This window comes from Methylobacterium sp. 4-46 (genome assembly GCF_000019365.1).
GTDB lineage: Bacteria > Pseudomonadota > Alphaproteobacteria > Rhizobiales > Beijerinckiaceae > Methylobacterium.
The window spans coordinates 348,850-373,365 of the sequence record NC_010511.1; the positions used below are offsets into that span (position 1 = coordinate 348,850).

At 73.7% G+C, this 24,516-nt stretch carries 20 protein-coding genes; 12 read left to right on the forward strand and 8 right to left on the reverse strand.

The features are described 5' to 3' along the window. Nucleotides 1–55: 55 nt before the first annotated feature. On the reverse strand, nucleotides 56–232 hold the full coding sequence (locus M446_RS37915; RefSeq protein ID WP_012330273.1) for a hypothetical protein: 177 nt from the start codon (nucleotides 230–232) through the stop codon (nucleotides 56–58). Nucleotides 233–716: 484 nt separating this feature from the next. On the opposite strand from M446_RS37915, the gene minC reads away from it, so the two are divergent. From minC to M446_RS01385, 4 genes are all read left to right on the forward strand, one after another. Next, complete coding sequence (gene minC / locus M446_RS01370) at nucleotides 717–1,412, forward strand: septum site-determining protein MinC (RefSeq protein ID WP_012330274.1); 696 nt, start codon at nucleotides 717–719, stop codon at nucleotides 1,410–1,412. A 120-nt stretch (nucleotides 1,413–1,532) separates the two neighbouring features. Beyond that, the gene (gene minD / locus M446_RS01375) at nucleotides 1,533–2,348 is read left to right on the forward strand and encodes a septum site-determining protein MinD (protein WP_012330275.1); all 816 of its coding nucleotides are present in this window, start codon (nucleotides 1,533–1,535) and stop codon (nucleotides 2,346–2,348) included. Then, nucleotides 2,345–2,614 carry a cell division topological specificity factor MinE gene (minE, locus tag M446_RS01380; protein ID WP_012330276.1) on the forward strand — a complete coding sequence of 90 codons (270 nt, stop codon included), beginning with the start codon at nucleotides 2,345–2,347 and terminating at the stop codon, nucleotides 2,612–2,614. Before minD ends, minE begins: the two co-directional genes overlap by 4 nt. A gap of 59 nt (nucleotides 2,615–2,673) precedes the next feature. Beyond that, nucleotides 2,674–3,264: a hypothetical protein gene (locus M446_RS01385; protein ID WP_012330277.1), complete on the forward strand. Its 591-nt coding sequence runs from the start codon at nucleotides 2,674–2,676 to the stop codon at nucleotides 3,262–3,264. 311 nt (nucleotides 3,265–3,575) lie between these two features. Here the strand turns inward: M446_RS01385 and M446_RS01390 are convergent, their stop codons facing one another. Next, nucleotides 3,576–4,826: a NupC/NupG family nucleoside CNT transporter gene (locus tag M446_RS01390; RefSeq protein WP_012330278.1), complete on the reverse strand. Its 1,251-nt coding sequence runs from the start codon at nucleotides 4,824–4,826 to the stop codon at nucleotides 3,576–3,578. Between the two features lie 179 nt (nucleotides 4,827–5,005). Here M446_RS01390 and M446_RS01395 point away from each other — a divergent pair, with 179 nt between their 5' ends. The 5 genes from M446_RS01395 to paoC all read left to right on the forward strand — a co-directional run bounded on the left by M446_RS01395 (nucleotide 5,006) and on the right by paoC (nucleotide 12,731). Then, nucleotides 5,006–7,336, forward strand: coding sequence for a caspase family protein (locus M446_RS01395; RefSeq protein ID WP_012330279.1), 2,331 nt, complete (start codon nucleotides 5,006–5,008; stop codon nucleotides 7,334–7,336). Between the two features lie 142 nt (nucleotides 7,337–7,478). Next, nucleotides 7,479–8,570 carry a recombinase RecA gene (gene recA, locus M446_RS01400; protein WP_012330280.1) on the forward strand — a complete coding sequence of 364 codons (1,092 nt, stop codon included), beginning with the start codon at nucleotides 7,479–7,481 and terminating at the stop codon, nucleotides 8,568–8,570. Nucleotides 8,571–8,967: 397 nt separating this feature from the next. Next, nucleotides 8,968–9,561, forward strand: coding sequence for an aldehyde dehydrogenase iron-sulfur subunit PaoA (gene paoA, locus M446_RS01405; RefSeq protein ID WP_012330281.1), 594 nt, complete (start codon nucleotides 8,968–8,970; stop codon nucleotides 9,559–9,561). Further along, entirely contained in the window at nucleotides 9,558–10,508 is a 951-nt protein-coding gene (locus M446_RS01410; RefSeq protein ID WP_012330282.1) for an FAD binding domain-containing protein, read from the forward strand. The genes paoA and M446_RS01410 overlap by 4 nt, the downstream gene beginning before the upstream one ends. Before the next feature lie 3 nt (nucleotides 10,509–10,511). Next, entirely contained in the window at nucleotides 10,512–12,731 is a 2,220-nt protein-coding gene (gene paoC / locus M446_RS01415; protein ID WP_012330283.1) for an aldehyde oxidoreductase molybdenum-binding subunit PaoC, read from the forward strand. 528 nt (nucleotides 12,732–13,259) lie between these two features. On the opposite strand, the gene M446_RS01420 is transcribed toward paoC, so the two are convergent. Continuing rightward, entirely contained in the window at nucleotides 13,260–17,003 is a 3,744-nt protein-coding gene (locus M446_RS01420) for a vitamin B12-dependent ribonucleotide reductase (RefSeq protein WP_012330284.1), read from the reverse strand. 616 nt (nucleotides 17,004–17,619) lie between these two features. On the opposite strand from M446_RS01420, the gene M446_RS01425 reads away from it, so the two are divergent. Both M446_RS01425 and M446_RS01430 read left to right on the forward strand, forming a co-directional pair. Then, nucleotides 17,620–18,036: an NADH:ubiquinone oxidoreductase subunit NDUFA12 gene (locus M446_RS01425; RefSeq protein WP_012330285.1), complete on the forward strand. Its 417-nt coding sequence runs from the start codon at nucleotides 17,620–17,622 to the stop codon at nucleotides 18,034–18,036. Nucleotides 18,037–18,097: 61 nt separating this feature from the next. Beyond that, complete coding sequence (locus M446_RS01430) at nucleotides 18,098–18,730, forward strand: DUF2155 domain-containing protein (protein ID WP_012330286.1); 633 nt, start codon at nucleotides 18,098–18,100, stop codon at nucleotides 18,728–18,730. A gap of 60 nt (nucleotides 18,731–18,790) precedes the next feature. Here the strand turns inward: M446_RS01430 and M446_RS01435 are convergent, their stop codons facing one another. From M446_RS01435 to M446_RS01455, 5 genes are all read right to left on the reverse strand, one after another. Then, the gene (locus M446_RS01435) at nucleotides 18,791–19,840 is read right to left on the reverse strand and encodes a sensor histidine kinase (protein WP_012330287.1); all 1,050 of its coding nucleotides are present in this window, start codon (nucleotides 19,838–19,840) and stop codon (nucleotides 18,791–18,793) included. Then, nucleotides 19,837–20,271, reverse strand: a complete 435-nt coding sequence (locus M446_RS01440; protein WP_012330288.1) for a response regulator — start codon at nucleotides 20,269–20,271, stop codon at nucleotides 19,837–19,839. Before M446_RS01440 ends, M446_RS01435 begins: the two co-directional genes overlap by 4 nt. A 12-nt stretch (nucleotides 20,272–20,283) precedes the next feature. Continuing rightward, on the reverse strand, nucleotides 20,284–22,947 hold the full coding sequence (locus tag M446_RS39570; protein ID WP_012330289.1) for a CHASE domain-containing protein: 2,664 nt from the start codon (nucleotides 22,945–22,947) through the stop codon (nucleotides 20,284–20,286). 235 nt (nucleotides 22,948–23,182) lie between these two features. Beyond that, the gene (locus M446_RS01450; protein WP_012330290.1) at nucleotides 23,183–23,491 is read right to left on the reverse strand and encodes a hypothetical protein; all 309 of its coding nucleotides are present in this window, start codon (nucleotides 23,489–23,491) and stop codon (nucleotides 23,183–23,185) included. 92 nt (nucleotides 23,492–23,583) lie between these two features. Then, complete coding sequence (locus M446_RS01455) at nucleotides 23,584–23,823, reverse strand: hypothetical protein (RefSeq protein WP_012330291.1); 240 nt, start codon at nucleotides 23,821–23,823, stop codon at nucleotides 23,584–23,586. A gap of 419 nt (nucleotides 23,824–24,242) precedes the next feature. Between M446_RS01455 and M446_RS01460 the strand changes: the two genes are divergently transcribed. Then, complete coding sequence (locus M446_RS01460) at nucleotides 24,243–24,503, forward strand: hypothetical protein (protein ID WP_012330292.1); 261 nt, start codon at nucleotides 24,243–24,245, stop codon at nucleotides 24,501–24,503. Nucleotides 24,504–24,516 lie beyond the last annotated feature (13 nt).

A 24,516-nucleotide genomic window follows, 5' to 3' on the forward strand; every position in this document is an offset into this window, starting at 1 on the left:
CCCGCCGCCCCTCTTCGTTGCGGGCCGCCGCTTCGTCGCGGCGGCGTCCGGCGACCTACTTGCCGCCGCCTCCGGCCCCGCCGCCGCCGCCGCCGGCCGTGCCGGAGACCGGCTTGTTGTTCTGAGTCGCGTTCTCCGCCGCTCCGGCGGAACTGCCGGCCGGACGACCCTGGGCCAGGACGGGGCCGGCGACGAACATCAGCACGGCACTCAACGTCAGAATCTTGCGCATCGACTTCGCTCTCCTCGGACGAGCCGGTTCGATACCGGCACACTCCGCTAGGAACGCTTCATCCTGGCAATCGATCCCGAGTCTTGTGGGGTAAGCTTGGCGCTTCCTCAGGAGATAAGCCAAGCCGAGCAGAACAGCAGCACGAAAAACAAGCCCGAACTGAAAAGGACAGCTCGAACTTCACGGTACTGAAGGGGGATAGGATCGGGACCGGGCAGCATGGCGTGGGAACCGCGAGGAGCAGCGGCATCGTCTTCTCACGGCGAGCCTTAAAAGGCGATGATGATGATTGCGGAAGGTGCGGCAAGTCCGAGCTTGTCACTTGAACGCAACAAAGGCAGGCGGCGGCGGGCACCTGGGCGGTCGAGCCGGGCGCGGATCCGCCGGATCGACGAGTTCCGCCGGCCCGCCGGCGCGCCTCGCGCGGCGTTAACCAACCGGTAACCATCCCGGGCGCTTGATGGTGGCGGGCAACAAAGCGTCAATGACTGTGACCAGCACCCGCCACACCCGTCCCTCTCTGCCGCTGCGCGGCCGCGCCTTCCGGGCGCTGGTGCTGGCGCCCGAGAGACCCCTCGATGCCTGGTTCGCGCAGCTCGACGCGCTCGTCCTGCGCTCGCCCACGCTGTTCGCGGAGCGCGCGGTGATCCTCGACGCGGCCGGCCTCGCGCCGGAGGCGGAGGAGAGCGCCCCCGACCTCGCGCACCTCCTCGCCGAACTGGGCCGGCGGGGGATCCGCATCCTCGGGATCGAGCGGGCGGAGGCGACCTGGACCGACGCCGCGATGCCGCCGCGCCTCGCGGGCGGGCGGCCGGCGCCGATCACGCCGCCGATCGCCGACAAGCCCAAGCTGAATTCCTGCGTGCTGGAGACCTCCCTGCGCTCGGGGCAGAGCATCTTCCACCCGGACGGCGACGTCACCGTGATGGGCTCGGTCTCCTCCGGAGCGGAGATCCTGGCCGGCGGGTCGATCCACGTCTATGGCGCCCTGCGCGGCCGGGCGATCGCGGGGGCGGGCGGCAACCGCCGCGCGCGCATCTACTGCCGCAAGTTCCAGCCGGAGCTGCTCGGCATCGACGGGCTGTTCCGCACGGCCGAGACCACGGATCCGGGCCTGCACAACAAGGCCGTCCAGGTCTGGCTGGAACGCGACGCGCTGCGCATGGCGGCGCTCGACTGAGGTTTGGGCCGGCGACCGCGCCGGCCTCGCGAATGCGGACCTGCGGCGGCCCCAACGCGAGAGAGAACCGGCGCGAGGCCGCCCGCAACACCGAGCAAACAGATCTGGGGGACTGACACGATGGCCAAGGTTCTGGTTGTGACGTCGGGCAAGGGCGGGGTCGGGAAGACGACGACGACCGCCGCCCTGGGCGCCGCCCTCGCGCAGATGGGCGAGAACGTCTGCGTGGTGGATTTCGACGTCGGCCTGCGCAACCTCGACCTGGTGATGGGCGCCGAGCGCCGCGTCGTCTACGACCTCATCAACGTCGTCCAGGGCGACGCCAAGCTCGCCCAGGCCCTAATCCGCGACAAGCGCCTCGACACGCTCTCCCTCCTCCCCGCCTCCCAGACCCGCGACAAGGACGCGCTCACCGAGGAGGGCGTCGCCCGGGTCGTCACGGAACTGCGGGAGCGCTTCGACTGGGTGATCTGCGACAGCCCGGCCGGGATCGAGCGCGGCGCGACCCTGGCGATGCGCCACGCCGACGTGGCCGTGGTGGTCACCAACCCGGAAGTGTCCTCGGTCCGCGACTCGGACCGGATCATCGGGCTGCTCGACTCCAAGACGGTGCGGGCCGAGGCCGGCGAGTCGATCGACAAGCACCTGATCCTGACCCGCTACGAGCCCGCGCGGGCGGACAAGGGCGAGATGCTCCGGATCGAGGACGTGCTGGAGATCCTGTCGATCCCGCTGCTCGCGGTGGTGCCGGAGAGCGAGGAGGTGCTCAAGGCCTCCAACGTCGGCAGCCCGGTGACCCTGCACAACCCGGCGAGCGCGCCCTCCCGCGCCTACGTGGACGCGGTGCGACGCCTGCGCGGCGAGACCGTCGCGATGACGATCCCGACCGAGCGCCGCTCCCTCCTCAACCGCCTGATCCCGCGGAGGGCCGCGTGAAACCCTTCGGCTTCCGCTCCCGCCGGGGATCCGCGCTCGCCGCGCGCGACCGGCTCAAGATCCTCCTCGCCCAGGACCGGGCGCTGTTCGGCCGGCGCGACCTCATCACCCTCCTGCGGGAGGAGGTCATACTGGCGATCGCCAAGCACGTGGCGATCGACGTCGACAAGGTCCGCGTCAACCTGGACCGCCGGGGCGGCATCGCGACGCTGGGGATCGACATCGACCTCCCGGCGCACAAGGGTGCGAGTCTCGCGGGCGCCTGAATCGCCGCGGCGCCCGCCCGCGCGCCGCCGCGGCGAGCGCCCCGCCCGAGAGGTTCCGGATGGCCACCGACGTGCCGACCATCTACGCCAACGCGGTCCTGGGCCTGAGCCTGCGCCGCCCGGGCATCCTGCAGCTGACCCTGGGGGCGGCCGGCTTCGCGGCGGAGGAGGCCGACGCGGTCGTGCGCCTCGCGCTGCCGGACGACACCGTGGTGGAACTCGTCGACGCCCTCGTCGAGGGGCTCCAGGCCGCCGCCGAGTCCGACGAGGAGGACGAGGAGGGCCCCGAGCCCTACGAGGCCTCCGTGGGGGACGTCGCCACGGCCGGGCTCCTCGCCACCACGCTCGCCACCGCGATGGGCGACGCGCTGAGCCTGCTCTCGGAGCGGCCCGACTTCGCCGAGCGCCTGAACGAGATCGAGGAGCGGGCGCTGCTGACCACGCGCAACTCCGTCTCGGAGGGCGTCTCGGTCGAGGACGAGGCCAAGGCCGTGCGCGACACGGTGGCGGTGCTCCAGAGCCTGTTCGCCCATTGGCGCAGCGAGCACGGCCCGCCCTCCGATCCCCCTCCGCCCGAGACGCCGCCGCCCGACTCTCCTCCCGAAGCACCTCCGCCCGGGACGCCGCCGGAACCCGGGCCGACGGGCTGAGCGGCCCCGATCCAGGGCCCGCGGTCGGCTTCGGCTGCGCGAAAGCCGGCCGGGCCCCGCCGCGATCCCGATCCGGCGCGTCGCGTGGCGTCCGCGCGATCGCTCCGCGTCGCGGATGCCGACCCGGGGTCGCGGGGCGTGACCGCTGGAATCATCCCCCATCCGCTCGATCCCTTCGGGATGGCGGATGTGGGCTTCGCTCAGGCGCCGCGCGGGCTCATGATCCGCTCGATCCCTTCGGGATGGCGGATCTGGGCTTCGCTCAGGCGCCGCGCGGGCGCGTGATCCGCTTCGATCAACCCGATCCCGGATCACTCCTCCACGAACAGGCCCGCGATGGCCGCGCTCGTGAAGTTCGACAGGCTGCCCGCCAGGATCGCCCGCAGCCCGTAGGAGGCGACCTCGGCCCGGCGCTCCGGGACGAGGCTGCCGAAGCTCGCGAGCTGGATCGCGATCGAGGCGAGATTGGCGAAGCCGCAGAGGGCGAAGCACAGGATCGCGGTGGTGCGCCGGCCGAGTTCGCCGCTGCGCAGCACCGGCGAGAGGTTGGCGTAGGCCAGGAACTCGTTGAAGGCGACCTTCTGGCCGATCGCCGTGCCCACGATGCCGGCCCGCTCCCAGGGCACGCCGAGGATCCAGGCGAGGGGCCGGAACAGCGCCCCGAGGATCGCCTCGATGGAGGCGCCCGCGACGCCGAGGAGGCCGCCGAGCCAGCCGACGAGGCCGTTCGCGAGCGCGATCAGGCCCACGAAGGCGATCAGCATGGCGCCCACCGCCACCGCGACGGCGAGGCCCTTCTGGGTGCCCTCCGCCGCGGCCTCGATCAGGTTGACGGCCCGGCGCTCGCCGAACTCGGCCCGCATGGTCCTGACCCGGCTCGGCTCCGTCGAGGGCACCAGGATCTTGGCGTAGAGGAGCCCGCCCGGGATCGCCATCACGGAGGCGGCGAGCAGGTACTCCATCGGCACGCCGAGGGCCGCGTAGCCGGCCAGGATCGAGCCCGCCGTTGAGGCCGCGCCGCTCGACATGACGGCGAAGAGCTCGGACCCGGTCAGGAGCGGCAGGAAGGGCCGCAGCGCCACCGCGATCTCGCTCTGGCCGATCGCGATGGTGATCACCGCCGAGAAGGTCTCGATCCGCGAGGTGCCGAGGAGCCGCTGCAGCGCGGCGCCGATCACCCGCGCCATCCCCTGCATGATCCCGAGATGGTAGAGCACCCCGATCAGCGCCGAGACGTAGACGATCTGCGGCAGCACCCGGAAGGCGAGCACGAAGCCGCCCTGGTCGAAGAGATCGAACATCCTGGGCGCGACGAGGCCGCCGAACAGGAAGGCCGCGCCCCGGTCGCCGTAGGCGAGCACCGCCGCGACCGCCTCGGCCGCCGTCCCGAGCAGGCGCCGCCCGGTGGGCAGGAGCAGGATCGCGGCCCCGAGCAGCACCTGGATGGCGAGGGCCGAGAGCACGGTCCGGGGCCGGATCGCCCGCCGGTCGGTGGAGGCCAGGACCGCGATCGCGAGGAGCACCGCGAGGCTCAGCGCGGCGTGCAGGATCCTCTCGGCCATCCGGTCTCCTCGGGTGCGGCACCGTCGCCCGCCGCGATGCGCCGGGACCGGCGCGGGCGCAAAGCTCTGGCAGAGCTCTCCCGGAGCGTGCAAGCGGGGTGCCGCGGCCGTTCAGGCCGAGTTCACGCGCCGCCGCCCGTAGTGCCCGGCGAGACAGGCTCAAGCCGCAGGGGGACGCGATGCCGCAGGCCGCGCGCAGGCTCATCGGATTCGTGGTTGCCCTGGCGGCCCTGGTTCTGCCGCTCGCCGGCCTCCGCGCCGCGCCGGCCGAGACCCGGATCGCGCTGGTGATCGGCAACGGCGCCTACCCGGCGGGCGCGCTCGCCACCGCGGCGAACGATGCCGGCCTCGTCGCCCAGACCCTGCAGGCGGCGGGATTCGACGTGGTCGGCGCCCGCGACCTCGACGAGGACGGGCTGCGCCGGGCGCTGCGCGACTTCACCGACAGGGCCGCGGCGGCCGGGCCGGAGGCGGTGGCCTTCGTGTACCTCGCGGGCTACGGGCTGCAGGTCGAGGGCGAGAACTACTTCGTGCCGGTCGATGCCCGCATCGGCGCGGCCTCGGACGTGCCGCTGCGGGCGCTGCGCGTCTCGGATTACGCCAAGCGCCTCGCCGCCCTGCCGCTGCGCGCCCGCTTCCTGGTGCTCGACGCGGGCCGCCGGGCGCCGTTCCGCGTCGCCGGCGAGCCGCTCGCGGGCGGCCTCGCCCTGGTCGAGGCGGAGCCGGACTCGCTCGTCGCGTTCAACGCGGCGCCCGGCACGGTCGCGCCGGAGGAGCCGGGCCCCTACGGCGCCTACGCGCAGGCCCTCGCCGAGATGATGCGGGAGGGCGGCCTCGCCCCGGCCGAACTGTTCGCGCGCGTCCGCCTGCGGGTGAGCGAGACGACCCGCGGCGCCGCCGTGCCCTGGCACAGCGCCCGGATCGGGGCGCCCTTCGTGTTCTTCGAGCGCGGCGCCGAGGCGCCGCCGCTTCCCGCGCTGGCGGGCACGGACCGGCGGCCCCTCGGGGAGATCGGGCCGCGGGACGCCTTCGCGCGCTGCCTGGAGCAGGACAGCCTGCAGGCCTACGAGGCGTTCCTGGCCGCCTACCCGCAGGACCCGCTCGCCAAGCGCGTGCGGGCGATCCTCGCGGCGCGGCGCGAGGCGCTGACCTGGCGCCGGTCGCGGGTGGCGGACACGCCGAACGCCTACTGGTCCTATCTCGACCGCTACCCGCGGGGCCCGCACGCCCCCGACGCGCGGCGGCGCCTGCGGCAGCTCGCCGCCGCGGCCGAGCCGCCCGACCACTTCGCCGCCCTCGCCTACGACGTGCCCCCGCCCCCGCCCGAGGAGCGCATCTACGTCGAGCGCCCGGTCGTGGTGCTCGACGGCCCGGCCGACGACCTGCCGCCCCCGCCGGTCCTGCTGCCGCCGCGGCCGGCCGCCCTGCTCGACCTGCCCCCGCCCGTGGTCGAGGAATACGTCCTGCCGGCGCCGGTCTTCGTGCCGGTTCCGGCCGCCGTGCGGCTCCCCGCCACCGTCGCCCCGCCCGAGGGCAACCCCCTCGCCGGCCGCATCCACGAGCGCCCGGGCCCGACCGGGAGCGCGATCGCGGCCGGGGTCGCCGGGGCGGCGATCGGCGCCGCGGTGGCGGCCCGGGTGGCGCTGCCGCCCTCCCTCTCGCAGAAGGCGGCCCTGCGCCCGGGCCTGCCGCCCGGCGCGATGCCGGCCGGCGGGCTCCCGGGCCAGCCGCGCGGGCCGGTGCCGCCGCAGGCGGGCCGCCCGGGCCCCCCCGCCGCGATCGGCCAGCCCCTGCCTGGACAACCCCTGCCCGGACAGCCGGGGCGGACGGCGCCGCTGCCCGCCCAGGCGCGTCCCGGCCCGCCGCCGATCCCGGGGCAGGCCCTGCCCGGGCCGGCTGCGCCGGCGAACCGGCCGGGCGCCGGAGCGGCGCCGACGCTACGGGCGCAGCCGGCCCCCGGCGCGCCGCCCCGCGCCGCGCCGCCCGCCGCGCCCGTCCAGGCCCTGCGGCCGGGCTGGCCGCCGCCCGGCCAGCCCCCGGCCGGGCGGCCCGCCTCGCCGCACGGCCCCGTCGCGGCGCCCGCCCCGAACCCGGACTTCGCCCGCCAGCAGCAGGTCCGTCAGGAGCAGGCCGCCCAGGCGCAGGCCGCCCAAGCCCGGGCCGCCCAAGCCCGGGCCGCCCAGGCGCAGCGGGCCGCCGCGGCCCAGCGCCAGCAGATGATGATGCAGCAGCGGCAGCAGGAGGCCGCGCGGGCCTTTCAGCAGAGGCAGCAGGTGATGCAGCAGCAGGCCTCGCAGGCGGCGGCCCGGCAGCAGGCGGCCCAGGCCGCGGCGCGCCAGCAGCAGATGATGATGCAGCAGCAGGCCGCCGCCCAGCGCCAGCACCAGATGCAGATGATGCAGATGCAGCGCCCGCCGCCGGCGGCGCCGCGCGCCGTTCCGCAGCCGGCGCCCCATCCCGGCCATGGCGGCCGGCCCTGCGGTCAGCCCGGCCTGCCGCCCTGCCGCTGACCCCCGCCCTCGCCCGGACGGCCGCGCGGAGATCCGCCGCACCGCCGGGCCGCGCCCTTGCAGAGCGAGAACAAAACAAGTACATACCGGGAGCCGCGCACATTGAGAATCTCTTCGCCCCCGTGCCATAAGGACCCGTCAGATGGCTCAGTCCTCGCTGCGACTGGTGGAAAACCCGACCATGGATAAAGACAAGTCGAAGGCGATCGATGCCGCGCTCGCCCAGATCGAGCGCGCCTTCGGCAAGGGCTCGATCATGCGCCTGGGCAAGGGCGACAAGGTGCAGGAGGTCGAGACCATCTCCACCGGGTCGCTCGGGCTCGACGTGGCGCTCGGCGTCGGCGGCCTGCCGCGCGGGCGGGTGATCGAGATCTACGGCCCGGAATCCTCCGGCAAGACCACGCTGGCGCTGCACACGATCGCGGAGGCGCAGAAGAAGGGCGGGGTCTGCGCCTTCGTGGATGCCGAGCACGCGCTCGATCCGGTCTACGCCCGCAAGCTCGGGGTCAATCTCGACGACTTGCTGATCTCGCAGCCCGACACGGGCGAGCAGGCGCTGGAGATCACCGACACGCTGGTCCGCTCGGGCGCGATCGACGTGCTGGTGGTGGATTCGGTTGCCGCGCTCACCCCCCGGGCCGAGATCGAGGGCGAGATGGGCGACCAGCAGCCGGGCCTCCAGGCCCGCCTGATGAGCCAGGCCCTGCGCAAGCTCACCGGCTCGATCTCGCGCTCGAACTGCATGGTCATCTTCATCAACCAGATCCGGATGAAGATCGGCGTGATGTACGGGAGCCCCGAGACCACCACGGGCGGCAACGCGCTGAAGTTCTACGCCTCGGTGCGGCTCGACATCCGCCGCGTCTCGACCCTGAAGGACCGCGACGAGCCGATCGGCAACAGCGTCCGGGTCAAGGTGGTGAAGAACAAGGTGGCGCCGCCGTTCAAGCAGGTCGAGTTCGACATCATGTTCGGCGAGGGCGTGTCGAAGGTGGGCGAGCTGATCGACCTCGGCGTGAAGGCCGGCATCGTCGAGAAGTCGGGGGCGTGGTTCTCCTACGACAGCCAGCGCCTGGGCCAGGGCCGCGAGAACGCCAAGGGCTTCCTGCGGGACAACCCGGACATCGCCGGGCGCATCGAGGCGGCGATCCGCCAGAACATGGGCCTCGTCGCCGACAAGATCCTGGAGAACGCGGTCCCGACCGCGGAGGATTTCGACGAGGGCGAGGCCTGAGCCAGGCCCGACGGATCGAGGAGGAAGGGGCCGCCGCGGGAGACGCGGCGGCCCCTTCCGTTTGGGGCCGCTCGCGCGGGCCGGCTCATGCGGGATCGCGCTCATGCGGGATCGCGCTCCTGCGCGACGCTCCCGGAGGCGGCGAGGCCGTTCCGAGTCTCCCGCCCCCTCGCGGCGGCCCGGGTCGCCCCGCCCGCCTTGACGGCAGGGTCCGTGAGCCGCCGCGGAGTCACGCCCCTCCCCGGTGCGACCTCGCGCCTTACCTTGGAGCGCATCCAAGCTGTCCGTGTTGTCCACGGGCATCCCGTCCCCGGCGACCGGCGCGGTGCCGGCCCGCCCGCCCTCGGAGGCCGGAATGCCACGACGCGGACACCCAGAACCGAACCGGAGAGACTTGATGGTTGGAGCATCCGCCACCACGGCCCCCGCCGCCGTGCCCGCGGCCGCCGGGGCGCAGCCGGCCGGGCCCGCGGCGCCGGTCACCGCGCGGGTCGCCTTCACGGTGAACGGCGCGCGGCGCGAACTCGACCTCGACCTGCGCACCAGCCTGCTCGACGCCCTGCGCGAGCACCTGCACCTGACCGGCACCAAGAAGGGCTGCGACCACGGCCAGTGCGGCGCCTGCACCATCATCGTCGACGGGCGGCGGATCAACGCCTGCCTGACGCTGGCCGTCATGCACCAGGGCAGCGCGATCACCACCATCGAGGGGCTGGGAGGGCCGGAGAGCCTGCATCCGATGCAGGCCGCCTTCGTGCGTCACGACGGCTACCAGTGCGGCTACTGCACGCCGGGCCAGATCTGCTCGGCGGTCGCCGTGCTCGACGAGATCGCGGCCGGGATCCCGAGCCACGCCACCGCCGATCTCACCGCGGCCCCGGACCTGTCCGAGGCCGAGATCCGCGAGCGCATGAGCGGCAACCTCTGCCGCTGCGGCGCCTATTCCAACATCGTCGAGGCCGTGACCGAGGTCGCCGGGAGGCGGGCATGAAGTCCTTCACCTACGAGCGCCCGGCCTCCCCGGCGGAGGCGGCGTCCGCCGTCGCGCGCAACCCGGGCGCGAAGTTCATCGCCGGCGGCACCAACCTGCTCGACCTGATGAAGCTGCAGATCGAGACGCCGGCCCACCTCGTGGACGTGAACGGGCTCGGGCTCGACGCGATCGAGGCGACGCCGGAGGGGGGCCTGCGCATCGGCGCGCTGGTGCGCAACACCGACCTCGCGGCCGATCCGCGGGTCCGCCGCGACTACCCGGTGCTCTCCCGGGCGCTCCTCGCGGGGGCCACCGGCCAGCTCCGCAACCAGGCGACGACGGCCGGCAACCTGCTCCAGCGCACCCGCTGCCCCTACTTCTACGACACCGCACAGGCCTGCAACAAGCGGCGGCCGGGCTCGGGCTGCGCCGCCCTCGACGGGATCAGCCGGCAGCTCGCGGTGATCGGCGGCAGCGAGGCCTGCATCGCCACCCATCCGGGCGACATGGCGGTGGCGATGCGCGTCCTCGACGCCGCCGTCGAGACCGTCGACGCGACGGGCGCGGCGCGCACGATCCCGATCGCCGAGTTCCACCGCCTGCCCGGGGACGCGCCCGAGCGCGACACGACGCTGCGGCCGGACGAGCTCATCACCGCCGTGACGCTGCCCCGGCCCCTCGGCGGGGCGCAGATCTACCGCAAGGTGCGCGACCGCGCCTCCTACGCCTTCGCGCTGGTCTCGGTCGCCGCCGTGGTGCAGCCGGATGGCAGCGGCCGCGTCGCCTTCGGCGGCCTCGCGCACAAGCCCTGGCGGGTCGAGGCCGCGGAGGCCGAGCTGCCGCGCGGCGCCGCGGCGGTGGCCGCCGGCATGCTGTCGGGCGCGAGGCCGACCCGCGACAACGCGTTCAAGTTGAGGCTCGCCGAGCGGACCCTCGGCGCGGCGCTCAAGCAAGCGAGGGCCTGAGCCATGAAGTTCGACACCCCCGCCGGGCAAAACCCGATCGACCAGCTCAAGGTCGTCGGCCGCCCCACCGACCGCATCGACGGCAAGTTCAAGACCACCGGCACGGCGCCCTACGCCTACGAGCGGCACGACGTCGCGCCGAACCAGGCCTACGGCTACGTGGTCGGCGCCGGCATCGCCAAGGGGCGCGTGCGCGCGATCGAGACCGAGGAGGCCGCGCGCGCGCCGGGCGTCCTGGCGATCGTGACGACCCTCGACACGCCCCGGCTGCCGCGCGGCACGATGAACGCCGCCTACCTGTTCGGCGGCGACGCGATCCAGCACTACCACCAAGCGGTCGCCCTGGTGGTGGCGGAGACCTTCGAGCAGGCGCGGGCGGCGGCCTTCCTGATCCGGGTCGATTGCGCGCCCGAGCCCGGCCGCTTCGACCTGCGCGCCGAGGCGGGGGCGGCGAAGCCGGTCCCGGGCGACAGCGGCGAGGGCAGCAGCGGCGCGGGCGAGGAGCGCGTCGGCGATTTCGAGGGGGCCTTCGCGCAGGCCCCGGTGACCCTCGACGCGACCTATACCACCGCCGACGAGAGCCACGCCATGATGGAGCCGCACGCGAGCGTCGCGGCCTGGGAGGGCGACCGGCTCACGCTCTGGACCTCCAACCAGATGATCGGCTGGGGCAAGGGCAGCATCGCCAAGATCTTCGGCATCCCCAAGGCGAATGTCCGGCTCGACTCGCCCTACGTGGGCGGCGGCTTCGGCGGCAAGCTGTTCGTGCGCGCCGACGCGGTGCTGGCCGCCCTGGGCGCGCGGGCGGCCGGGCGCCCGGTGAAGGTGGCGCTGACCCGGCCAATGATCCCCAACAACACCACGCACCGACCCGCCACGATCCAGCGCATCCGCCTCGGCGCGACCCGGGACGGGATCCTCACGGCCATCGCGCACGAGAGCATCTCCGGCAACCTGCCGGACGGCGACCCGGAGACGGCGGTCAGTCAGACCAAGCTGCTCTACGCGGGGGCGAACCGGCTGACCGCGCTGAAGCTCGCCCATCTCGACCTGCCCGAGGGCAACGCCATGCGGGCCCCCGGCGAGGCGCCCGGCATGCTGGCGCTCGAGGTCGCGATGGACGAGATGGCGGAGAAGCTCGGGCTCGACCCGGTCGAGTTCCGCCTGCGCAACGACACCCAGGTCGACCCGAACCAGCCCGGACGCGCCTTCTCGCACCGCGACTTCGTCGGCTGCCTGCGGCTCGGCGCGGAGCGGTTCGGCTGGGCGCGGCGCAGCCCGACCCCCGGGCAGGTCCGGGACGGGGCGTGGCGGGTCGGGCTCGGGATGGCGTCGGCCTTCCGCAACAACCTGGTGCTGAAATCGGGCGCGCGGGTGCGCCTCGACGGCCGCGGCCGGGTGACGGTCGAGACCGACATGACCGATATCGGCACCGGCAGCTACACCATCATCGCGCAGACCGCGGCGGAGATGATGGGCCTGCCCCTCGACCGGGTCGAGGTGCGGCTGGGCGATTCCGACTTCCCGACCGCGGCCGGCTCGGGCGGCCAGTTCGGCGCCAATTCCTCGACCGCGGGCGTCTACGCCGCCTGCGTGAAGCTGCGGGAGGCGGTGGCGCAGCGGCTCGGCATCAACTCGGCCGACGCGGTCTTCGCCGACGGCCAGGTGCGGGCCGGCAACCGCGCGGTGCCGCTCGGCGAGGCGGCGGCCCAGGGCGAGATCGTTGCCGAGGACGCGATCGAGTTCGGCGGCCTCGACAAGACCTACCAGCAATCGACGTTCGGCGCCCATTTCGTGGAGGTCGGGGTCGATGCCGACACCGCGGAGGTGCGGGTGCGGCGGATGCTGGCTGTCTGCGCGGCCGGCCGCATCCTCAACCCGAAATCGGCCCGCAGCCAGGTCATCGGCGGGATGACCATGGGGGTCGGGGCGGCGCTGATGGAGAAGCTCGCGGTCGACACGCGCCGGGGCTTCTTCGTCAACCACGACCTCGCCGGCTACGAGGTGCCGGTCCACGCCGACATCCCGCACCAGGAGGTGATCTTCCTCGACGAGGTCGACGCGATGTCGTCGCCGATGAAGGCCAAGGGCGTCGGCGAACTCGGCCTGTGCGGGGTCGGCGCCGCGGTGGCGAACGCGGTCTACAACGCCACCGGCGTGCGGGTGCGGGACTATCCCCTCACCGTCGACAAGCTCATCGACCGCATGCCGGAGGCGGCGTGAGGCGGCCCGCCCCCTCGCGCCATCCGGGCGGGCGCTCCTCGCGGCCGCTTCGGCCGCCGGGGCCGTGACGGTCGAGCGGAGCGGCTCGCGCGCGTCCGCCCCAGGGCCCGCCGGCGCCCTCACGGGTGGCGTGCGCGCCGACCCGCTGCTCAGGGAGGCGCCGCCCCGGCGGTCGGGTGCCCTCGTCACCCGCCGCGCCGGGGGCGCGGACGGCGTGGCGCGGCCACCCGCACGGGCAGGCGCCGATCGTCACCGCGGGGGCGGGTTCGGCAACGGGGCCGCCCAGTCCGGGAGATCCGGCGCGGGCTGGTAGGTGCGCTGGCCTGGCTCGGCGACCAACCCGCCTTCGCGGCGCGGGCGGATCACCTGTTCGGACTCATCGCGGGCGCGATCCTGACGGACCGCGCCGGGCGCCGTCACGACGGGGAGACCGCTCGCGCGCGGGTGATCCGGGCCGACCGCCAGCGCGGCGATCGGCCCGTCTTCCGCTCGTCCGCGGCGCGGCTGCCGGGCCCGGCAGCCGCCCGATCACGAGCAGCCGGTCGTGCTGCCGCAGGTGTCGCATTTCAGGCAGGTGCCGTTGCGCACCAGCGTGAAATTCGCGCATTCCGGGCAGGCCTCGCCGACATAGCCCTTCATCTTGGCCTCGGCCCGGCGGTCGGCGACGCTGCGCTCCGCCTTGGGCTCGGGCCGGCCGAAGGGCAGGGCCTCGGCGAGGGCGTCGATCCGGCCGGCCAGGGCGGGCTCGGTCCGCAGCGCCACCGCGCCGCGCACGGCGTGGATGCTGCCGCCCGCCGGGGCCGAGAGGCCGGTCGCGGGCGCCGCCACCCCGGCGGTGCTGCCGCCGGGACCGCCGTGGATCAGGGTCAGCCGGTCGGCCGAGCCGCGCAGCAGGCCCCGCGACACGATCGTGTGCGCCACCACCGGCTCCGGCGCCGGCTGCTTCGACTGCGCCACGCCCCCGCCCATCACGGTCGAGCCGATCTCGGACGGGTCGACATGCGCGAGGTCGGTGCGGCCCAGATACGAGATCGCCAGTTCCCGGAACACGTAGTCGAGGATCGAGGTCGCGTTCTTGATCGCGTCGTTGCCCTGCACGAACCCCGCCGGCTCGAAGCGGGTGAAGGTGAAGGCGTCGACGTACTCCTCCAGCGGCACGCCGTATTGCAGGCCGAGCGAGATCGCGATCGCGAAGTTGTTCATCAGGCTGCGGAAGGCGGCGCCCTCCTTGTGCATGTCGATGAAGATCTCGCCGAGCCGGCCGTCGTCGTACTCGCCGGTGCGCAGGTAGACTTTGTGCCCGCCGACCACCGCCTTCTGGGTGTAGCCCTTGCGGCGGTCCGGCATCTTCTCCCGCGAGCGGATGCGCTCGACGCGCTCGATCACCCGCTCGACGATCTTCTCCGCCACCGCCGCGGCCCGGGCCGCGGCCGGCTGCGCGATCAGCGCCTCCACCGCCTCCTCGGCCTCGTCCTCGTCGTCATCGGCGATGAGCGCGGCGTTGAGGGGCTGCGACAGCTTCGAGCCGTCGCGGTAGAGCGCGTTCGCCTTCAGGCCGAGGGTCCAGGAGAGCCGGTAGGCCTCCTTGCAATCCTCCACCGTGGCGTCGTTCGGCATGTTGATGGTCTTGGAGATCGCCCCCGAGATGAAGGGCTGCGCCGCCGCCATCATGCGGATGTGGCTCTCCACCGAGAGGTAGCGCTTGCCGGTGCGCCCGCACGGATTGGCGCAGTCGAACACCGCGTAATGCTCGCGCTTCAGGTGCGGCGCGCCCTCCAGCGTCATCGCCCCGCAGACGTGGATGTTCGCCGCCTCGATCTCGCGCCGCGTGAAGCCGAGATGCGTCAGCAGGTCGAAGGACGGATCGGCGAGCCTCTCGGCCGGGACCCGCAGGGTCCTGGTCAGGAAATCCTCGCCCAAGGTCCAGCGGTTGAACACGAACTTGATGTCGAAGGCCGATTTCAGCCCCGCCTCGACCGCCGCGATCTTGTCGTCGGTGAAGCCCTTGGCGCGCAGGGCGGCCGGGTTGACGGCCGGCGCCTGGCCGAGCGAGCCGTGGCCGACCGCGTAGGCCTCGATCTCGGCGATCTCGGATTCCCGGTAGCCGAGGGCGCGCAGCGCGTCCGGCACCGCCCGGTTGATGATCTTGAAGTAGCCGCCGCCCGCCAGCTTCTTGAACTTCACCAGGGCGAAGTCGGGCTCGATGCCGGTGGTGTCGCAATCCATCACCAGCCCGATCGTGCCGGTCGGCGCGATCACGGTCGCCTGCGCGTTGCGGTAGCCGTGCTCCTCGCCGAGCACCAGCGCCCGGTCCCAGGCCCGCGTGGCGTGGGCCACGAGGTCGGGCTGCGGGCAGGCCGCGTGGTCGAGGGGCACCGGCTTGGTGCTGAGGAACTCGTAGCCCTCCGCCTCGCCGTGCGCGGCCCGGCGATGGTTGCGGATCACCCGCAGCATCGCGTCGGCATTCTCCTCGTAGGCCGGGAAGGGCCCGAGTTCGCGCGCCATCTCGGCCGAGGTGGCGTAGGCCACGCCGGTCATGATGGCGGTGAGCGCCCCCGCCAGCGCCCGCCCCTCGCGGGAATCGTAGGGCAGGCCCATGGTCATCAGCAGGCCGCCGACATTGGCGTAGCCGAGCCCGAGGGTGCGGTACTTGTAGGAGAGGTCGGCGATCTCCCGGCTCGGGAACTGCGCCATCGTCACCGAGATCTCCAGGACGATGGTCCAGAGCCGGCAGAGATGCTCGTAGGCCTCGACGTCGAAGGTCCGGGTGCCGCGGTCGAACAGCGCCAGCAGGTTGGCCGAGGCGAGGTTGCAGGCGGTGTCGTCCAGGAACATGTACTCGGAGCACGGGTTCGAGGCCCGGATCCGCCCGCCGACCGGGCAGGTGTGCCAGTCGTTCATGGTGGTGTTGAAGTGCAGGCCCGGATCGGCCGAGGCCCAGGCCGCCGCGCCGATCTTCTCCCAGAGGTCGCGGGCCTTCAGCGTCTTGGCGACCTTGCCGCCGATGCGGGTCCTGAGCGGCCAGTCCGCGTCCGCCTCGACGGCGCGCAGGAAGTCGTCGGTGAGCGAGACCGAGTTGTTGGAGTTCTGGCCCGAGACCGTGAGGTAGGCCTCGGAATCCCAGTCCGTGTCGAAGATCGGGAAATCGACCTCGGTCGCGCCCTGGCGGGCGGACTGGATCACCCGCTTGACCGAGGCGTCCGGCACCATGGCGCGGCGGGCCGCCTTGACCTCGCGCTTGAGCGCCGGGTTGCGCTCGGGGTCGAAGCAGGCGTCGCCCTCCGCCTCGCAGTTCAGGCAGGCGCGCATCACCGCCTTGAGGTGCTTGGCGGCGACCTTCGAGCCGGTGACCAGCGCGGCGACCTTCTGCTCCTCCCGCACCTTCCAGTCGATGAAGGCCTCGATGTCGGGATGGTCGATGTCGACGATCACCATCTTGGCGGCGCGCCGCGTGGTGCCGCCCGACTTGATCGCGCCCGCCGCCCGGTCGCCGATCTTGAGGAAGCTCATCAGGCCCGACGAGCGCCCGCCGCCCGCCAGCTTCTCGTTCTCGCCGCGCAGGGCCGAGAAGTTCGAGCCCGTGCCCGAGCCGTACTTGAACAGGCGCGCCTCGCGCACCCAGAGGTCCATGATGCCGCCCTCGTTGACGAGGTCGTCCTGGACCGACTGGATGAAGCAGGCGTGCGGCTGCGGGTGCTCGTAGGCGCTCGCCGACTTGGTCAGCGCGCCGGTGCGGTAATCGACGTAGTAGTGGCCCTGGCTCGGGCCGTCGATGCCGTAGGCCCAGTGCAGGCCGGTGTTGAACCATTGCGGCGAGTTCGGCGCCACCATCTGGCGGGCCAGCATGGCGCGCAGCTCGTCGAGGAAGGCGGCGGCGTCCTCCTCGGAGGAGAAGTAGCCGCCCTTCCAGCCCCAGTAGGTCCAGCAGCCGGCGAGCCGGTCGAAGACCTGGACGGCCGAGGTCTCGGAACCGTAGCGCGCCTCCTCGGGCAGCGCCGCGAGGGCCTCCTCGTCCGGCACCGAGCGCCACAGGAAGGAGGGAACGTCGTTCTCCTCCACGCGCCGGAGCGCCGCGGGCACGCCCGCCTTGCGGAAGTACTTCTGGGCCAGGACGTCGCAGGCGACCTGGCTCCAGGCCTCCGGCACGTCGATGCCGTCGAGGCGAAACACCACCGAGCCGTCCGGATTGCGGATCTCGCTCACCGCTTTCCTGAACGGGATCCCCGCATAGGGGGATTGTCCGGCCGTCGTGATACGCCGCTCGATCCGCATGAAACGTTCTCTCCCGACAGGTGACATGACAACCCGAACCGCGACCCCGCGCGGTCGTTCGCCCAGCATGGTTCAGGATGCCTCGACCCCGGCGCATCAACGCACGCCAGAGTTGCGCCGTCCGCAGCTTTGCGCCGCGCGGCCGTTGAACGTTTCGCCGGCGAACCGGTCGTCCAACCTGCGGGCAAGCTAGCGAGCTTCGGGGCTCCGCGTCAACAACTAGTGTGACGCCCGGCCGTTCCACGCTAGATGTTGTGCCGGCGAGCCAAATCCTGTGGATATCTCGCGACTCCGCCTAAAGCCGCATCGGGCCTCTCGGATTCCGCGCGAGTTTTTTCGCGCTCAACCGGTTCTGCGGCCGGTCGGGCGCGGCGCGGCTGTGAATTTGATGCAAATTCGCCACGCCTGGGCCCGGGTAGCGGGTGTCGGTTGCGCGGCCGGGCGGGCTCAACCGGTGCTCCCGGGCCGGCGCCCGGGGCGGGCGCGGTGCTCCCGGGCCGGCGCCGCGGGCGCCGGGGTGCGACGCGCTGCGGCTGGACTTCGCCGGCCCGCCTCACCATAGTCCGCCGCGACCGAGGACGGGCCCCGGGCCCGGGCAAGCGACGAGACGGCCGCGATGGCGCTGAAAGACACACTCCTGCGCATCTTCACGTGGTGGAGCGGCTCCACCGTGAGCCTGGAGTTCTACACCAAGCGCCACGGCGAGCTCGTCGGCACGGACGAGTTCGGCAACCGCTACTACCGGGCCGAGGGGCCGCTGATCGACCCGTCGGTCGGGCCGGAGCGGCGCTGGGTGATCTACAACGGCGAGGCGGACGCCTCGAAGGTGCCGCCGGGCTGGCGCGGCTGGCTCAGCCACACGGTCGACGTGGCGCCGAGCGAGGAGAGCTATACGCCGCGCGAGTGGCAGAAGCCCTTCGAGCCGAACCTGACCGGTACCGTGGCGGCCTATCGGCCGCGCGGCTCGCAGCTCTCCTACGGCCAGCGCCCGGCCGCGACCGGCGACTACGTGCCGTGGACGCCGGGCGAGTAGGGGCCGCCCTTTTTCCACCACCCTTCGGGGGGAGACAGCGGGCAGCCGAAGGGAGTTCGCGTTGAGCCGCACCACCGCCCGATCCGCCATCCGCGCGGCTTTGGTCCTCAGCCTCGCGGGCGTCCTCGCGCCCGCCGCGCAGGCCGACAAGATCCGCAACCCGACCGCGGTGTTCTCGGGGCTCGACAAGATCACCGGCCGCATCGTGACCTTCGAGGTCTCGGTCGACGAGACGGTGCAGTTCGGCGCCCTGCAGCTGACGCCGCGGGTCTGCTACACCCGCCCGCCGACCGAGAGCGCCAGGACCACGGCCTTCCTGGAGGTCGACGAGGTCACGCTGGAGAACAAGTACCGGCGGATCTTCACCGGCTGGATGTTCGCGGCGAGCCCCGGCCTGCACGCGATCGAGCACCCGATCTACGACGTCTGGCTGGTGGACTGCAAAGGCGGGACGGACATCATCGCCGAAGCCAAGGAGCAGGACGACGCGCCGGTGGCGGCCGCCAAGCCCGAGCGCCGCCGCCGCGACCCGAACCAGCAGCAGGAGGCGCGGCGCGCCCAGCCGGTCAACCGCCAGGGGCAGGTGGACGTGGCGCCGCTGCGCGGCACGCCGGTGCAGCCGCGCCAGACGCCCTCGCGCCGCTTCTTCCCGACGAACGACGCGCCGTCCTTCTTCAACTCGGATCCGCGCTGAGCGGGGCGCGCCGCGCGGGTTCGCGATCCGGGAGCCGCCGTGATCCAACCGGATCCCGGCTCAGCCCTGGAACGCCAGCGTCGCGCGGGTGCCGCGAGGGAGGCGGTCGTACTCGACCTTGGAGCGCAGGTTCGTGCCCATGGCCCGCAGGATGCGCGAGCCGAGGCCGGAGCCGAGCGGGGTCCCCTCCCCCGACCAGCCGATGCCGTCGTCCTCGACCACGAGGCAGAGCGCGTCCTCGCCGCGCCGCGTGATGGCGACCCGGATCTCCCCCGCCACCTCGGGCGGATAGGCGTACTTGTAGGCGTTGGTGACGAGTTCGGTCACGACGACGCCGAGCGAGACCGCCTTGTCGGTGGCGAGCCGGATCGGCTCGGCCCGCAGGCGGATGGCGTGGTCGCGCCCCGCCGCCTTCATGGAGGCTTCGAGTTCCTCGACCAGGCTCGCCAGGTAGGCGTCGACCTCGACCGCCTGGACGTCCTGCGAGGTGTAGAGGCGGCGGTGGATCCCCGCGATGGCGGAGATCCGCGCCTGCATCTCCTCGAGCGCGCTCTTGGCGGCCGGGTCCGTCACCGCGTTGGTCTGCATCCGGGCCAGCGCCGCCACCAGGGCGAGGGAGTTGGCGACGCGGTGATTCACCTCCCGCAGCAGGATCTCGGCCCGGTCGCGGGCGGCCCGCACCTCGGCCTCCGCCCGCTCCTTGTCCCGCCGCAGCGCCTCCTGGCGCAGGGCGGTGTCGATCGCCTCGCCGAGGAGTTCGCGGAAATGGCCCTGCACGTCCTTCCAGACGTAATCCACGGCGCCGGCCTTGAGGGCGGCCACGGCGACGCGGCTGTCCTCCGAGCCGGTCACGTAGACGACCGGGGGCGCCTCGGGCAGGGCCCGGATCGCCGCCAGCACCTCGAGCCCGCTGCGGCCCGGCATGTGGTGGTCGAGGGCGACCACGTCGATGCCGCCCGCCCGCAGCCGCGCCAGCCCCGCCTCCCCGTCCTCGGCGAGGTCCACGGCGTAGCCCCGGCCCCGCAGGGCGCGCTGGACGAGGCGCCCGAGCCCGGGATCGTCGTCGATGTAGAGGATGCGGGCCTGGCCCGGCGCGGCCGCGTCGCTCATGGATTCTCGGGCACCTGCATCACCGAGAAGAACAGGCCGAGCTGCCGGATCGCGTTCGCGAAGCCGTCGTAGTTCACCGGCTTGGTGATGTAGACGTTGGCGCCGAAGTCGTAGCAGCGCTGGATCTCGCGGCTGTCGTCCGTGGTGGTGAGGACGACCACGGGCGAGCGCCGGGTATGCGGGTTCGCCTTCACGGTCTCCAGGATGTCGAGGCCGGTCATGTCCGGCAGGTTGAGGTCGAGCAGGATCAGGAGGTGGCGCCCCGCGCTGACCTCGCCGGTGCCGTCCGGCCCGAGCAGGTAGGCGAGCGCCGAGGTGCCGTCCCGGAACGGCAGGATCTCGTTGTTCACGCCGGCCCGGCGGATGTTGCGCTCGATGAGCCGGGCGTGGCCCTCGTCGTCCTCGATCATCACGATGCAGACGGGATGCATCCGGTCCTCCCCTCACTCGGCCGCCATCCCGGGCGCGCCCCCGGGGGCGGCCTCCGGGGTGCCCTCGAACCCGGCCCGGTCCGGCCCGGGGGCGCTCGCGACCGGGCGGCGCGGCAGCGTCACCGTGAAGGTGGTGCCCTCGCCGAGCCGCGAGGCCACCTCGATGCGCCCGCCGAGGGAGCGCACCAGCGCCTTGACGTGGGCGAGCCCGATCCCCTCCCCCGGCCGGTCCTGGGCGCCCGCCCGGCGGAACAGCTCGAAGACCCGGGCGTGGTCCTGGGGCGCGATGCCGCGCCCGTTGTCGCTGACGGCGAAGCGCACGCGGTCGCCCGGGGCGGCCTCGGCCGCCACGGCGATGCGGCCGGGCCGCTCGGGCGACAGGTATTTCAGGGCGTTGTCGATCAGGTTGGAGAAGATCTGCTCGATCGCGAGCCGGTCGGCGGTGATCGGCGGCAGGCCGGGCGCGACGCTCACCCTTGCCCCGACCGCGTCGGCCTGGTGGCGCTGCGCGTCGGCGAGCCCCTGGATGACCGCCGTCATGTCGAGGGGCTCGGGCCGGAAATTGCGCCGCCCCTCCCGCGACAGCTTCAGGATCGCGGCGATCAGCCCCTCCATCTTGGTGATCGCCGCCCGGATGAAGCCGAGGGCCTCGCTCATGTCGCCGTCGATCTGCGCCGCCTGCGGGTGGCCCTCGAGCGCGCCGCGGATCTCCTCCTGCAGCGCCTCGAGCTCGCTCGTGAAGCCCATCACGTTGACGAGCGGCGCCCGCAGGTCGTGGGAGACGATGTAGGCGTAGCGCTGGATCTCCTCGTTCGACTCGCGCAGCTCGGCCTCGGCCTCGCGCTGGGCGGTGATGTCGGTGTGGACCCCGACCCATTCGCGGATGCGCCCGTCCGGCTCCAGGATCGGCACGGCCCGGATCGCGTAGGGCCGCCACGTGCCGTCGCGGCTGCGCACCCGGTGCTCGAACACGAAGGTCCGCCGCGCCGCGACGGCCGCGTTCCAGGCGTCGATGCTCGGCTGCGCGTCGTCGGGATGCACCGCCCGCGCCCAGCCGTAGCCCTCGTACTCGGCGCGGGTCTGCCCGGTGATGGCCGCCCAGCCGGGCTGCTCGCCGGTCATCCGGCCGGCCGCGTCGTTGGTCCAGAGCACGCCCCGCACCGCCCGCACCGCGGCGCGGAAGCGGTCCTGCTCGTGGCGCACCGAGATCAGGAGGCGCGCATTGTCGAGGGCGATCCCGGCCTGCCCGGCGAAGCCCAGGATCAGGCGCTCCTCCCGGGTCCCGAAGCGGCCCGGCTCGGGATGGCCGAAGAGCAGGGCGCCGAGCGTCTCGCCCGAGCCGGAGACGACCGGCACCGCGAGGTAGCTGCGCACGGGCAGGTGGCCCTCCGGCATGCCGCCGTGGGAGCCGTAGCGGGCATCCGCCGCCACGTCGTCCGAGCGCACCACCCCGTCGGCCCGGAAGGTCGGGGCGAAGAGCGCGGTGGCACGGGGCAGGCCGAAGCGCGTGAAGGCCTCGCGCGGCGCGCCCGTCAGGCTGAACAGGCGCCAGGCCTCCTCCGGATCGCCCTCGCGCCCGGCCGGCACGCGCTCGAAGAAGGCGCCGTAGGCCGCCCCCGTGAGGGCGGTGGCGTTGTCGATGATGCTCTGGACGAGGCGGCCGAGATCGTGCTCGGCGGCCAGGGAGGCGCCGGCGCGGTTGAGCCGCTCCAGGCGCGCGGTCTCCTCCTGGAGCGCGAGCCGCGCCTCCTCGGAGCGCCGGCTGACCCGGACCTGGGCGAGGGCCCCGCCCGCGAGCAGCAGCGTGAGGACGAGGCCGAGCCCGCCGATCGTCGGCGCGAGCGCCCCGGCCGGGTCGTGCGCGAAGGCCGGCGTCGCGGCGGCGCTCAGGGTCCAGGTCCGGCCCGCCAGGGTGAGGGCGCGCCGCGCCGCCAGGCCGGCTTCCGGCCGGCCCGCCCCGGGCGCGGAGGCGTAGAGGAGCCGCTCGGGCATCGGCTCCGAGGCATCGGGCACGGCGCCGTCATGGACCGCGTAGGCGAGTTCGCGCGCGCCGCCCGCGGTGCGGCGGGTGACCACCTGCGGGAAGAAGTCGCCCGCCCGGAACGGGGCGTAGACGAAGCCGCGCAGGGCGCCGCGCCGGTCCGCGACCGCCTCCGGGATGGCCTCCCCCGCGTAGACCGGGAGGTAGAGCAGGAAGCCCGGCTGGCGGTCGCGGTCGATCTCCTGGACGAGTTCGACCTTGCCCGAGAGCGCGACCTCGGCGCCGTCGCGGGCCCGCGCCATCGCCTCCCGGCGCGTCGGCTCGGAGGACATGTCGAAGCCCATCGCGGCGGCGTTGCGCCGGTCCGCGGGTTCGAGCGCGACGATGGCGGTGGGGTCCGGCGCTCCGGTCTCCGGCCACGGCTCGGGCGCGCCCTCCGCGCCGAGCCGCCGCCGCAGCGCCTCGCGCTCGCCGGGGGCGAAGCGCTGCGCGAAGCCGAGGCCGCGGATGCCCGGATAGAGCTCCCCGAGGCGCAGCCGCGCCACGTAGGCGGCGAATTCCGCCCGGCTGACCTCCCGGCTCGCCGCGTAGAGCCCGGCCGCGCCGCGCAGGAGCGCCGCGTAGGTGTCGAGCCGCTCGCGGATGTCCTCGGCCTGCGCGTCGACGAGCCGCGCGAACCGCTCGCCGTCCCGCACCGCACTCACCTGCCGGAGCTGCAGGGCCGCGCCTCCCGACAGGATCAGGCCGACCAGCAGGATCAGCAGCGGCAGCCCGTAGCGTCCGATCGGGCGCGCTGAACCAGACGAGGGCGGAGCAGGCGACGAGATGACGGCGATCCTCTGCGCGAGCGCGACCGGGATGTTCTAGTGCCGCCGCGCTGCACGGCCAGACAGCGGGGCCCGCAACAGGGGAAGTTCGGCCGGTCTCGAGTCAGGCCTTGGCGCGGGAGCCGCGCCGCGGGTGGGCCGGGCGCACCGCCGTGCGGGAACGGCATCGCTGCCAGCCCCAATGCTCGTAGGGGCTCGTCGGCGCGGCCTCGCACCAGCCAGCCCGCCGCAGGCGCTCCGCGAGGATCTGGCGGTCGAGGCAGGCCTGCTCGCTCATCGCGGAGGACGGGAGCCCGCAGGCCGCGTCGGCCCGCTCCCACCGGGCGACGAGATCCTCGGACGCCGCGGCCCGGCCGACGCAGAGGAAGGCGAGCCCGAGCACGAGACCCGGCAAGGTGAGGTGACGGAGCATGGGCGAGTCCTGCGCGCCCGACCGATTCGGGCCCGCGCGGGATAGCACGGCCGGCGCAACCGGCAAGGCGGCAACCGGTCCCGCGCCCGCGATCAGTGCGGGGCGAAGATCGGGCGGCGCGGGACCGGGCGGGGCGGGCGGCGCGGGGGCGGGACGGCGCCCGCCATGCGCCGCGACGCGCCCTCGATGGTGCGCGACCACAGGCTCGCCGCCTCCGCCGCCTCGCCCCTCGACGCGAAGGTCTCGTCGGATCTCAGCAAGGTCTCGTTCTTGCGGCCGATCAGGCGCCACCGCCATCGGCCGGGATCATCCTGCTCGATGAGGAATTCCATAGCCGCCTCCACTGGATTTCCTTTGCGGAGGAATATGCCTCATGCCATGGGCCGCGGGGCGCCGCGCCGGCCCGCGAGGCAGGCGATCTGCCCCGCGGGCGCGATTCGGCGCGAGTCTTCCCCAGGATCCACAGGTCCGCGCCGGCGCGCGGGCGGCGCGAGCGAGGGATCGGCTTGACGGCTGTGCCGGCGACACGAATCCCGGCGCGCATGTCCCGGCGCGCATGTCGGAGCGGAACCGATCGGTCCGCCGCGCCTTCTCTCCGCGGTTCCCGGGGGAGGCCGGGACCGAGGCAGCGGATCCCCGCGCGACGATCCTTCGGTCCCGGTGCCGGTCGAACGGGGCAAGCCGGGCCGCGGCGCCGTGCGCCGCGATCGAGGGGGGACCGCCGCGGCGGATCCGTCGGAGGGAGGCCGCGATGGTCGGTTCGATGTGGAAGCTCGGCATCGAGATGACGATGCTCGGGCTCGAAGCCCAGACGGTGATCGGCCTGCGCCTCGCCAAGATCGCGCTGGGCGGCCCGGCCGCGGCGGCCGAGGCCCAGCTGATGGTGGCCGAGAAGGTGGCCGCGGCCGGCGAGGCGGCCGTCCAGGCCGCGACCGGCGGGTCGCCCCGCAAGATCGTGCGCGGCTACCGGCGCAAGGTGCGCGCGAATACGCGGCGGCTGCGCAGGGGATGAGCGACGGGCGCCG

Bases quoted from the DNA above. Each gene is read 5' to 3' on its own strand.
- M446_RS37915 (WP_012330273.1), bottom strand. From the start codon at position 232: ATGCGCAAGATTCTGACGTTGAGTGCCGTGCTGATGTTCGTCGCCGGC.
- M446_RS01455 (WP_012330291.1), bottom strand. From the start codon at position 23,823: ATGGAATTCCTCATCGAGCAGGATGATCCCGGCCGATGGCGGTGGCGC.
- M446_RS01395 (WP_012330279.1), top strand. From the start codon at position 5,006: ATGCCGCAGGCCGCGCGCAGGCTCATCGGATTCGTGGTTGCCCTGGCG.
- M446_RS01435 (WP_012330287.1), bottom strand. From the start codon at position 19,840: ATGAGCGACGCGGCCGCGCCGGGCCAGGCCCGCATCCTCTACATCGAC.
- minD (WP_012330275.1), top strand. From the start codon at position 1,533: ATGGCCAAGGTTCTGGTTGTGACGTCGGGCAAGGGCGGGGTCGGGAAG.
- minC (WP_012330274.1), top strand. From the start codon at position 717: ATGACTGTGACCAGCACCCGCCACACCCGTCCCTCTCTGCCGCTGCGC.
- M446_RS01460 (WP_012330292.1), top strand. From the start codon at position 24,243: ATGGTCGGTTCGATGTGGAAGCTCGGCATCGAGATGACGATGCTCGGG.
- recA (WP_012330280.1), top strand. From the start codon at position 7,479: ATGGCTCAGTCCTCGCTGCGACTGGTGGAAAACCCGACCATGGATAAA.
- M446_RS01440 (WP_012330288.1), bottom strand. From the start codon at position 20,271: ATGCATCCCGTCTGCATCGTGATGATCGAGGACGACGAGGGCCACGCC.
- M446_RS01390 (WP_012330278.1), bottom strand. From the start codon at position 4,826: ATGGCCGAGAGGATCCTGCACGCCGCGCTGAGCCTCGCGGTGCTCCTC.
- M446_RS01425 (WP_012330285.1), top strand. From the start codon at position 17,620: ATGGCGCTGAAAGACACACTCCTGCGCATCTTCACGTGGTGGAGCGGC.
- paoA (WP_012330281.1), top strand. From the start codon at position 8,968: ATGGTTGGAGCATCCGCCACCACGGCCCCCGCCGCCGTGCCCGCGGCC.
- M446_RS01410 (WP_012330282.1), top strand. From the start codon at position 9,558: ATGAAGTCCTTCACCTACGAGCGCCCGGCCTCCCCGGCGGAGGCGGCG.
- M446_RS01420 (WP_012330284.1), bottom strand. From the start codon at position 17,003: ATGCGGATCGAGCGGCGTATCACGACGGCCGGACAATCCCCCTATGCG.
- M446_RS01385 (WP_012330277.1), top strand. From the start codon at position 2,674: ATGGCCACCGACGTGCCGACCATCTACGCCAACGCGGTCCTGGGCCTG.
- paoC (WP_012330283.1), top strand. From the start codon at position 10,512: ATGAAGTTCGACACCCCCGCCGGGCAAAACCCGATCGACCAGCTCAAG.
- M446_RS01450 (WP_012330290.1), bottom strand. From the start codon at position 23,491: ATGCTCCGTCACCTCACCTTGCCGGGTCTCGTGCTCGGGCTCGCCTTC.